The following is a 12,105-nucleotide window of genomic DNA, read 5'->3' as shown; positions in this document are numbered from 1 at the left end:
AACCCGGCGCGCGCCGAAGGCCTCGATGGCCGGATCGACGCCGATGCCGAGGAAGCGCGACCACCGCCCGGTCCGGTTGCCCCCAACCCAGGTGACCTTGTCGCGGGACATCGACGCCACGAAAACGTTGTCCCCGATGCCGAATTCGCCCGCATGGCCGACCGGACCCGCGCCGGGCGAGGCAGCCAGCGTAATCGTCGACACCTCCGGCGCGAGACGACCCACGCTGCCGGCATAGCTCGTCGTCGTCGAGCCGTAACTGTGTCCGAACACATGGTTGACCGGGTGCGCGGGCAGGCCGTCGCTGCGTACCTCGCGAGAGGCGTTGAAAGCGGCGATATCTCGCGCCAGCCACTCCCCGCCCTGCCGGGCCGGGCCGGTCCGGAACGCTGTCGCGTATCCGGCCGGCGCGTCGTAGCCGAGCCAGGCGATCGAGGCAACTCGCAGGCTCGGGTTCTTGCGAGAAGTGACCTCGTAGTGGTTACGGGCGAACTCCGCGTTCCAGCCCAACTTGCCGAGATCGGTCTTGATCCCGGGCACATGCCAGGACACCGAATCGGCGCCGTCTACATCGCCGAACGCCAGCACCGCGCGACCCTTGCCGTCGAATGCCACGGCGTCGTAGGACAGCACGTGCACCGACGGCGTCGGCAGATCGGCGTCGACCTCGGTCGCGTACCGGTCGGCATCGGCCAGCCCGGCGCTGGTCACCTCCAGGTTTCGCAGCTGTTGCCGTTGCGCTGTGGTCAGTTCCTGCTCGGGAATTGCCTGTAGCGCAGCCAGATCCCGGGCAATGGCCGACCGGTTCGCTGCGTTACGCACGGTGGCGGGGAGGCCGTCGGCATTGCCGATCTGGTGTGGGTGCACCGCGATCAGTGCGGCCTGCTCGGTGCCGTCGAGCGCACCCCACCAGCGTGCGTTCGCGGCCGCCCGGTCCCGAGCCGACGCCATGGTGTCGGCGTCGACGTAGTCGGTGTGCAGCAGGCGTTCCGGCGTCGCACCGGGCGCGCGCTTGTCGAGGGCGGCCTGCGCGAGTTCTTCGTCGGTGCGCGGGCGCGGCTGCACCGCCTGCGCGCCGTCGCTGTCGGGCTGCCCGCCATCACTCGGGTCACGGGGCACTGGTGCCGGGGGCTGTTCATCTGGACCTTCGACCGGGCCGGGCACTTGACGGCCGCGATGAGTCATGACCTCGCGCAGGCGATCCGGGAAGTCGGTCACGATGCCATCGACGCCGAGTTCGATGAGCCGGTGCATATCGGCCGGGTCGTTCACCGTCCACACCGCGACCGCCAAGCTCGCCGCGCGGGCTTGCGCGATCAGCGACTCGGTGACCATCGAGCGCTCCGGCGACAGAATCGTCGCGCCCGCGTCACGCGCCGCGGCCGCGAGATCGCCACCGGAATCGCGCGGCGTGCCGGTCGCCTGCGCCCAGAGCATGCGCGCCCGGCCGAACCGGGAGATGCCCGGGTCGCGGCCCAGCCACGATTCGGTCGCCGTGCGCGCGCTGACCAATGCGACCCGCTCGACATTCGGAGCCAGTTCCGCGGCGTAGGTCAGTACCCGCCAATCGAATCCGAGAATCCGGAAGTCGACACTGTGCTGTCGCAGCACCGCGATGCCGGCTTCCACCAACTGCCGGACGTCGGCGTCGGTCCAGGACGGGTCGGTCTTGATCTCCAGCGCCAGCGTTCCGCCCCAGCCGATTCGGCCGGCCAGCGCGGCCACCTGATCGAGCGTCGGAATCGGAGTGCCCACCTCGGCGATTTGGGTGTCGGCGAATTTCGGATTCACCACCCCGGCGTCGAGGGTCTGCACCTGGGCGAGAGTGAGTTCGCGAATCGGCTTGCCCACGTATGGGTGCTGCGGATCTTCCGGCGTTGCCGCAGTGGTGTCACGCACGGTGTGCGAGTCGATCCGTTGCTCGTGATGGATGACCGGAACACCGTCCACGGTCAAGCCCGCGTCCAGTTCGATCACGTCGACACCGAGCCGCATGGCCGCCTCGAACCCCGGCAGGGTGTTCTCCGCCCAGCGTCCGCGACCGCCGCGATGCCCCTGCACTTCCGGGCCGACCGGCTGGTCGACCGGGCCATCCACCGGCCGATGGCCGTGCGTGCCGTCGTCGATCCCGGCCGTGGCGGCCGGATCGTTCTTCGGCACCTTGCCGAACAACACGCGCCGGAAGACATTCGCGTCATCGGCGCCGGGCCGATGCGTCTCCAGCGTCACGGTGTCGCCGAGACCGGCGGCAATCCTGCCGAAGTTCTCCAGCGCTTCTGTCGGACTTGTCCGGCTCGCATCGATGTAGTCGTAGTACTGCGTGTGATGGCGGCGTGGGTCGGCGAATTCGGCGGTGTCCGGGTACTGGGCGACAACCCGGCGCGCACCGAACGCCTCGATCGACGGGTCGATCCCGACCCCGAGGAACCGGGACCACCGACCTGGCCGGTTGCCACCCACCCAGGTGACCTTGTCCGTCGACATCGATGCCACGAAAACGTTGTCCCCGATGCCGAATTCGCGTGCCTGCCCGACTGGACCAGCACCGGGCGAGGCGGCCAGCGTGATCGACGCGACCTCCGGCGCCAGCCGACCCGCGCCACCGGCGTAACTCGTCGTCGTCGAACCGTAGCTGTGCCCGAACACATGGTTTTTCGGCCGGCCCGGCCCACCATCGGGAACCCTGGCCGCACGGGAAGCGTTGAGTGCGCTGATATCCCGGGCCAGCCACGCCCCGCCCTGCTCGGCAGGACCGAGACGGAACGCACCGAGATATCCCGAAGGTGCGTTGTAGCCGAGCCACGCGATGGAGGCCACCGTCTGGTTGGGGTTGCGGTCCGCGGTGACCTCGTAGTGGTTGCGCGCGAACTCCGCGTTCCAGGCCAGCTTGCCCAGATTCGTCTTGATCCCCGGCACATGCCAGGACAGCGAATCCGCCGTGTCGACATCACCGAATGCGACCACCGCGCGGCCCTTGCCACCGAAGGCGACAGCATCGTAGGCCAGCACGTGGACCGGCGGTGCGGTACGGTCCGAATCCTGCCCCACCTCGCTTGCCATCCGGTCGGCCTCGGCAAGGGCGGCCAGCGTCGTCTCCAGGTTGCGCAGCTGTCGTCGTTGTGTCTTGGTCAGCTCGCTCGAATGGGTGTTGCGCAGCTCGGCCACGTCCCGCACCATCGCCAGCCGGTTCGCGTAATCGCGGGCCACCGCCGGGATGCCGTCGGCGTTGCCCAGGTGACGTGGGTGCGCCCGCACCACGAGCTTGCGCTCGGCCGGGGACAGCGCATCCCACCAGTGCGCGTTCCCCGATGCTCGATCCCTGGCCGACGCGACGGTGTCGGGCTCGGTGTAGTCGCTGTGCAGCAACCGTTCCGGCGTCGCGCCAGGGGCGCGCCTGTTCAGCAGCTCCGCAGCGGCCAGTCGGTCCGCATCGGTGATCGGCCGATCCACCGGAAGCAGGCCGTCGCGCTCGAACTGCCGGTTGCCCTCGTCGTCCGGGTCCGACGGAGTGGCCGCAGCGTTGGGATCGTTCGGTCCTCGGCCTCCCGCGCCGCGATCGTCCGCGGCGGCTTCTTCGGGCTCCTGGTCGGTGTCCCCTTCGGGCCGGACCGACTCGGGCGCGATCGAGTCCGGTGTGACGACCGGTTCCTGCTGCGACGCAATCGGTTCGGCATCGGGTTGTGTTCCCGGTATCTGCGTGTCACCGGCAGTGCGCGGGTGTGCGGCGCGATCACCCGGCCCGCCGTCATCGGGCCCCGGGGCAGGCGGCGGCTGCGCCGGTCCCGGATCGCCGGGCCGTCGGTACTTGGTCGAGCCGTGCTGGATCGTCGCCTCGCGACGGGCCTCGGGGTCCCTCGGCATCGACCCGACGCGACGCTGCAACCAGGTCGGGTTCTCCACGCCGGGACGATGCTGGGCGAGCGAGACCTCGTCGGCCCGACCCGCGGCGATCAGGCCGAAGTTCTCCAGCGCCTCGGTCGGCGTCCGGTGCGCCCACTCGCTGTACTGCCAGTACTGGCGGTGATTGCGCAGCTTGTCGGAGAACCTCGGGACATTCGGGAATTCGGCACGAATGCGCTGGGCTCCGAAGGCCGCGACAGACGGATCGATGCCCTGGCCGCGCCCGGCGTACCGACCCATCTCACCGGCGATGTTCGCACCTACCCACGTCACCGGATCTTGCGAACCCGTTGCGACATATACGTTCTCGGCGCCTATGCCGAAATCGTCCGCGTGTGTCAACGGGCCGGCGCCCGGCGAGCCGAGCAGCGTGATCGTGCTCACTTCACCGGCGAGGCGGCCGCCTTCACCCGCGTACCCCGTGGTCGTCGAGCCATAGCTGTGTGCGAAGAGATGATTTTCCGGCCGCCCCGGTCCACCCTTGTCCGCGTAGTAGTCGCGACTCGCATTGAACGCGACCACATCCCGCGCCAACAGCTTGGCGCCTTTCTGGGCGTGCGCCTGCGACGCCGCATCGGTCGCCATGGTGGCGCCGCTCGGCGCGTCGTAGCCGATCCATACCACCGAGGCGAGTTCGAGGTCCGGATTCATTCGTGCAGTGGTTTCGAACAAGTTGAGCGAGTTGCCCATTCGCGCTCGCAGGTGCTGCATCGTGGTGGTGACGCCGGGGATCTGCCAGGACACCGAGGACGCGGTGTCGACATTGCCGAACGACAGGAGCGCTCGCCCCGCGCCATTGAATTCGGTCGCGCTGTAACCGATCACGTGGACCGGCGGGGCCTCGACGTTCCGGTGCAGCTGGCCGACCTTCTGCTCGGCCAGGATCAGCGCCCGCTGGGTGTAGACCAGATTCTCCAGCCTCCGACGCTCGGGACCGCTGAGTTCCTTGCGCATCCACTGCTCGAGATCCGCGCCCTCGGGGACCTTGCCTGCGAACACGGCCAGATCACGGGCGATGGACAGGCGGTTCGCGTAATCGCGTACATGGGCGGGGATTCCGTCGGCGTCACCCACCTCGTGCGGATGCACGCGCAGCACCAACCCACGCTCGTCGCTGGTCAGCGACCGCCACCACCGCGCGTTGGCCTCGGCGCGACGCCGTGCCGCTCCGGTCAGGTCTTCCGGATCGGCGGCGTGCAGCAGCCGATCCGCCCTGGCCCCCGGTGCGAGCTTGTTCAGCACCTCGCGCGCCACGTCGCGGTCCGCCTGGGTGACCGCGGTGTCCGGCGGCAGCGTCCGGTCCCTGCTCCACCGGCGGTTGGTGCGGTCGGGCCCGGCATCGGTCGGAATCTCGGTGGCGGGATCGGCTGTCCGGACCGCTGCAAAGGCCCGCCCGACGTCCGCGGCCGAGACCACCTGCGCGCTCGACGCAGGCCGGGCGACGGCCTGATCCGCGGTAGCGACCTCATCGCCGCGGCCCGCGGCGATGAGCCCGATATTGGCCAGCGACGCAGTGGGGGTGCGGGTGTGCGGATCGGTATGCCCGAGGTAGCCGCGGTGCGCACCGCGCCGCCCGCCGAACTCGCGGGTATCCGGATACCGCGCGAGAATCTGGCGGGCACCGAACTCCGCCGCCGCGGGATTCACCCCGAGGCGTCGCTGCCCGACCTGACCCAAGCGTCCCGGCGTCGCCACCCGATCACCCGGTGCGGCCGCGACGAACACGTTCTGCTCGCCGATCCCGAATCCGGCTGCGGTCCGCACCGGGCCCGCACCTGCCGGGCCGACCAAGGTGATGGTGCCGATCTGACCGGTCAGCCGACCGCCGGCAGCGGCGAAGCTCGTTGTCGTCGAACCGAATCCGTGGCCGATGAGATGATTCGTCAGGCCAGGACTGCCGTCCGGCATTCGATCGGTCCGCGTCGCGTTCAGTGCCGCGATATCGCGTGCAAGCAGATATCCGCCGACCGCGGCGCGGCGTGGATTGCCGGCCTCCGGCTTCGTGTCGGGATGGTTGTATCCGATCCAGACGATCGACGCCACACCGGCATCCGCCGCAGACAAACCGGCGGTCACCTCGTACTGGCCGCGTGCGAAGGACATCCGGTCGCCAACACTCTGCATCGTCGTGCCGCGGCCGCCGACATGCCAGGACACCGAGGACGCGGTGTCCAGGTCGCCGAGCGCGACCACGATCTTGCCCTTGCCGCCGAACGACCTCGGGTCGTAGGACAGCACCTGCACCGACGGCGAACCGATCGTCGCGTTGGCACCACGGCGCATGGCGGCCAACTGATCTCGCGCAGTCACGATATTGCGCAGCTCGCGCCACTGGGCGGGGGTGAGTGCGGGGCGGTCCGTGTCGTCGGCCAGCCGGAGGATCCGCTCGAGGTCACGAGTCATCGCCAGCTCATTGGCCGCGTTGCGATCCGCTGCCGGAATGCCATCGGTGTTGCCGATCACCTGCGGGTAGGTCTGCACTACGGCGGAACGCTGAACGTCGCTCAACCCGTGCCACCAGGTCGCGTTCTGGGTGGCGCGCCGTTGGGCGGCGCCGACCACATCATCGGGTGGCACCGCGCGCTGCAGTAGCGCTCCCAGCCTGACGTCGGGACGTGCCGCCAGCTCCGGCCGGGCGGTGTACTCCAGCAGCTCCGCCACATCGACTTCGGGCGCACTGAGCAGACTCCGCAGCCGCTGCTCGGCCTCGTTCGCCAGTTCGTATTCACGGTCGCCTGGCCGCGCGTCCGGCGGTAATACACCGCCCAGGTGCCGATTCTGCTGCACCGCATCGCCCGGCGCCGTTCCGTCGCGAGGCGTCACGAGATCAGCGACAGCTTCCGCGTCGGTGCGCGTGGGGACAGTCACGTCGACACCGCGGCCGGCCGCGATCCGGCCGAAGTTCCGCAGTGCTTCGGTCGGGATTCGGCCTTCCGGATCGGTGTGGAAGTACAGCTCCGACAACGGCGCGCGGCGATTGCCCGGATTGTCCACCGCGACAGGTCGCGCGCCGAACGCCGCAGCGGTCGGGTCCGCACTCGAAGTCAGCCCGACAAACCTGGCCACCCTGCCGGGAGCGGCGGCCACTGCGGCCGTGCGGTCTCTTGCCGAGGTCGCCACGTAGACGTGGTCACCGATCCCGAACTCCCGTGCGGTCCTGATCGGCCCAGCGTCGCGTGTCCCGGTGAGCGTGACGCTGCCGGCCAGTCCGGCCAGCCTGCCGTCCGCACCAGCGAAACCAACTGTGGTGGAACCATATCGATGCCCGAAGAGATGATTGGTGTGCGGCGCAGCCACCTCGTTGCCTTCGGCACGGGCGTGGCCGGCGGCGGCGGACCTGGTGGCGTCGAAACCGGCGAGGTCCCCCACCAGTCGGTGGCCGCCCGCTTCAGCATTCCTACGCGCACCAGGCAATAGATGGTTGGACGAAACTTCGGCGCCCAGCCAGGCGACCGCGGCGGCGGGAAGATGTGGATCGGCGTGTGCCGTCGCCTCGTAGTGGCCGGCGGCCTCGAGCAACTGGTCACCCAGATTGCGCAGCGAGGCACCGCTGTCGGGCACATGCCAGGACACCGCCGCCGCCGCGTCGAGGTCACCGAAGGACACCACCGCACGACCCTGGCCGCCGAAGAGCAATGAGTTATAGGACAGCACCTGCACGACCGGGACGGCGACAATCGGATCGAGCGCGGCGGCAAGACGATCCGCACGCTGCAGCGCCTCCCTGGTCGCGATCAAGTTGCGCAGGTGATCGGGCTCCGCGCGGTTGAACTCCGAATTGACCAGCTGACCAGCACCGAGCCGCTCCGGGGTCCGCATCCGGTAGCTTGTCAGATCACGTTCCAGTGCAAGGCGATTCGCACGGTCGCGCGCCTCGACCGGGATGCCGTCGGCGTTGCCGACCAATTCCGGGTGCACCCGGATCATCGCCTCGCGCTGCTCGGCGCCGATGCGGTTGTACCACCAGTCGGCATTGTCCTCGGCTTTGGCGCGCGCCTGGGCAGCGACATCACCGGTGTAGTCGTCGTGCAGTAACTGCTGGGGTTCGGCGTTCTCGCCGAGCGCGGCCACCGCGGCCGTCGCGAGGTCGTTCTCGGCATCGGTGATCGGCCCGTCCGGCACCGGCGGCCGACCGGGGATGGTGTCGCCAGGTTCGGCGGGATCGGTTTCACCGATGGGCGATCCGGGTCGTACCAGGTCGCTGTCGTCTTCGGCGCCGCTGCCCGCCGCGAGCGGGCGCAACAGCTCGCCCTCCGCACCGTAGAAGACACCCCAGGTGCCCTTTACGTCGGGCGCGGTGTCCGGATCGAACTCGAACGGCTGGTCGCTGCGCAGCGGATCGTCCACCATGACCTTGCCGGTGGCCTTGTCGAAGTACATGGCGTAGGCGTGCGAGCCGACACCGTGCTGGTCGACCGGTCCGTGGTGCTCGTCGACGACGAGCACTGTCGACTTGCCGCGCAGATACTTCAGGCCGTCGGCGATCATCTGATGGGCCGAACGTTTCCTGGTGCCGGAAACCGGGGTCAGATCACCGCCGGCCGCGGCTTGCAGGTCGCGCCAGCCCAACCCTTCTGGGCCGATCGAGCCAGGCTCCAGCACCGAGATCGCCTCGTTGCCGGTCTGCCTGGCCGCCCGCCACAGCGCACGCTCGGCGCAGTTGTTCTCCGACACGGGAGGCGGGTCGGTGTCCGCTTGCGGCGGGGCCTGATCGGATGAATCGGTGTCGGGATTCTGATGCGCCGTGGTGCCGACGCGGTCGGCCGCGATCACATCAATCCGATACAGCGTGTTCGTCGGTACGCCGCTCGGCGGATTCGCGCGGTCCGGCACCGGCGAGTCGAGCCGGCTGAACAGGTTCGGCGACGCAGCGGCATGGACCCGGACAGCACTGCCGAAGTGCCCAGCCTTGATGATCGGCTCACCGAGTAGACCGGTCAGGACCACATCGGTGGCAAGGCCCTGCAGGCGGCCGCCCTTACCCGCCGCCTCGGCGACATCGACGCCGTAGCCGTAGGCGATGACCTTGTTGGTCGGCGTTCCATCCGGCCCGCTCGGCACCGCCCGAGCCGCGTCGGAGGCGGCGATGTCACGCAGCAGCAGATTCGCACCCGCCCTGGCGTGCCCAAGCGTGAACGCCTGCCGAGCGGCTCCGAACCTGCCCCCGGCAGGTGCGTCATAGCCGACCCATGCGATCGACGCGATCGACTCGCCGGTACGAACTTTGGCCACCGACGACTGGTACTGATTCAGCGCGGCACTTAAACTCGCGCCGAGCTGTGCGACGGTGCCGTGCTTACCTGCCACATGCCAAGACAGGTGGTCGGCCGTGTCGATATTGCCGAAAGCAACCGCAGCCCTGCCCTTTCCACCGAACGCGGTCGAGTCGTAGGCCACCACGTGCACCGGCAGGTCCGGATCGACCGCGGCCGCCTGTAGCTGAGCCGCCGCCAAGGCGCGCACCGTGGCGCGGAGATTGGCCAACTGTTTGCGTTCGGCCCGCGTCAAATCGTCACGCCCGATGAGATCGCTCAATTTCCTGGCCATCTGCAGCCGGTTCGCGTCGTTCGCCGACACTGCATCGATACCGGGCGCGTTGCCGATCACCTCCGGATGCGCCCGCACCATCCCCGTCTTCTCGTCGGCGGAGAGCGGATTCCACCATTCCGCGTTGGCACGGGCTCGTTCCTCGGCGCGCGCGGTCGCGTCGGGATGTCCTGGATCGCCGTGTAGGAGGTCCTGCGGGCTCGCGTTCGCGCCTAGCTTGGCCAGCGCGGACTGCGCGTTCGCGCTTTCGACGTCGGAGGGCGGCGCGAAATTCTCCGGCAACACCCTGGGGCGCTGCGCGGCACGGCCGGTATCTGCCTTGCCTTCGGTGTCGGTATCCGCCTTGCCGTCGGTGTCGGTATCCGCCTTGCCGTCGGCATCGGTATCGGTCGCGCCGTCGGCGTCCGCGTCGGTCGCGCCCTCGGCATCGCTGTCGGCTGTGACTCGTCCGGCCCGGTCACCCGACACCCGGTTCGGGCCGTCGGCCGCTGCTGGAGCGCCGAGCGGACCTGGGATAACCAGACCGTCTTCGGGCAGCAACGGGTCAGCGTTCGCACCGAGCTCCGCATCGGCATCCGCGTCCGACTCGGGTGTAAGTGCCTGTGGTGCTTCAGAATCAGCAGTATCTGCCTGCACAGCGCCTGCGCCGCCCGGCGCCGACCTTCCCGTGGTGGACGAACCCGCGGCACCGGCGCGTGGCGGCCCGGTGTCGGGCGCCGATTGAGCGCCGTCGATGTCGGCCGTCGGCGAGCTGCCGTCTGACACAGAGGTATCGGCAGTGCTGTCAACGGCACCGGTGTTGGGCCGCGCCGCGCTCGGCGCGGTCGAGGAACCGGTCTGCGGCGATCCCACCGAAGCGGATCCGGACGATGTCCCAGTAGATGTGGAGGCGGGCGAGCCTGCCTGCGATGGCGTCGCGGTCGATGGCACGCTCGCGGTCGCCCCCGTTGCGGCGGGCCCACTCGCCACGGATCCAACCGACCCCGCGCCGGCCATGCCGGCTGATGGGGTGTCTGCGCTCGGCATGGCCATCGGCCCGGTAGGCGAACCCGCGTTGGTCAGGCCGCTATTCGAGGAGACGGGACTCGACTGCGTGGCACCGGGCTGCTGCGTGTCAGCCGACGGGCCGCCCGGTTGTGGCGAAGTCGCGCTGCCGTCGGCGCCGGTACCGACGTCGGCGCCAGTTGTGGTGCCGACACCGGAACCGTTCGCAGCCGTGCCTGTTTCGGCGCCGTTCGCCACGGACGCGCTGTCGGAGGTGTTCGAATCGCTGGTGGCAGAGCTGGATTGACTGCCCGATCCGCCGGAATCACTCCCGGTCGAGCTCGCTTGACTGGTGGACGCACCAGAATCGGTAGTGGCAGAGCCTGTCTGGTCAGTGTTCGCACCATTCCGGTTTCCGGTTTCGGCCGATCCGTTCGATCCGCTCTGCGCCGACGTCGAGTCACCCGTCTCCGCGCCGCCGCCATCCGAGCCGTTCGCTCGTCCGCCGCTGTTGCCTTGTGCGGCAAGGCTGCTCGTGCCGCTGTCGGCCGCACCGTTGGCGGCGGCACCGTTGGCGGCGGCATCGGTCGTCGGGTTGGTCGCGGCGGCGTTTGTCGCACCGGTGGTGTCGACGCTCGAAGGCGTAGTGGGGGTACTACCGTCGGTCCGAGGGGTCGCGACACCGACGTTCGAACCCGGCCCCCGCCCATTGTCCATCGGGCCGCCCGCGTAATTCGACGATCCCCGCCACCCGTGCGCCGCGCTGGGACCGACGCCGGAGAGCGCGCCGCCGGTGAGCATGCGCGGGTCGAGTTCCCAACCGCCGCCCGACAAACCAGTGGACACATACGCCGCACCCGCGCCCGCCAGACCCGCGCCCGCGCCGACGACCGCGCCCTTGAACATGCCCTGCCAGCGTGCGTCGCCCAGCGGCGTCCGGTGCATCAGACCGTGCATGCCGTGACCCGCTGCGCCGCCGGCACCACCGGCCACCGCCGAGATCCAGGCGTTCGTCCCGACCTGGTCCCAGTGCATCTTGTCCTGGAAGTCCTGGCTGACATTGAGCCCCTGGACGGCGAGCTCTTGCAAGGTGCCCTGAATCACCTCGGTGAAGGCTTCTTGGACGATCTCGTAGACGAGCTTGGTGAGAATGAGTTTCGCGCTCTGCGAGATAGCCATTCGACCCACGATCGAGCCGATGACGCTGAGTAGCCGGGTACCGAGCCACCGAAAGGCGGTCTGCACGGCCGCGATCGCGCCGGCTTGCGCGAACGGCGCTCCCGGGCCGAGGGTCAGCGCATAGGCCAACTCCGCGGCCAGCCAGGCGAGAGAGAAGATCCCATTGAGTTTGTTCGACCGGATCTGTCCCGCGAAATCCTTTGCCGATCTGCCCATCTGCTGGAAGGCCGTGACCAGGTCTTCCATCGAACCCTTGCCGGAGATGAGCTTCTTGAGCTCGCGCTCGATCTGCTCCTTGCCCTCACCATCCGGGTATGCGATAAGCAGTGACTTGATCGCGGCCTGCGCCTCCGGAATCGACATGCTCCGCAGATCGTCGCCGACATCGAGCAGCGCTTCCCCGAGCGCCTTCTGCAGATCCTCGTTGCCCTCGGGCCAGTCCGTGCCGGCGACCCACTCCAGCCATTGCAGCCAGCCGGGGATCATAATCGCCAT

The 12,105-nt window shown here is 69.1% G+C and carries 1 protein-coding gene (running past one end of the window); it reads right to left on the bottom strand.

Features of this window, described 5'->3' with window-relative positions; all coding sequences use genetic code 11:
• Positions 1–12,105, bottom strand: the start of a protein-coding gene (locus tag OHQ90_RS09675) for an alpha/beta hydrolase (RefSeq protein WP_328409254.1). Its footprint begins 15,474 nt before the window's first position; the window shows 12,105 of its 27,579 coding nt (coding positions 1–12,105); the start codon lies at positions 12,103–12,105; the stop codon falls past the left edge of the window.

It is taken from the genome of Nocardia sp. NBC_00403 (assembly GCF_036046055.1).
Taxonomy (GTDB): domain Bacteria; phylum Actinomycetota; class Actinomycetes; order Mycobacteriales; family Mycobacteriaceae; genus Nocardia.
Note: the sequence above shows the minus strand (reverse complement) of the source record. Positions and strands in the feature narration are given on the sequence as shown.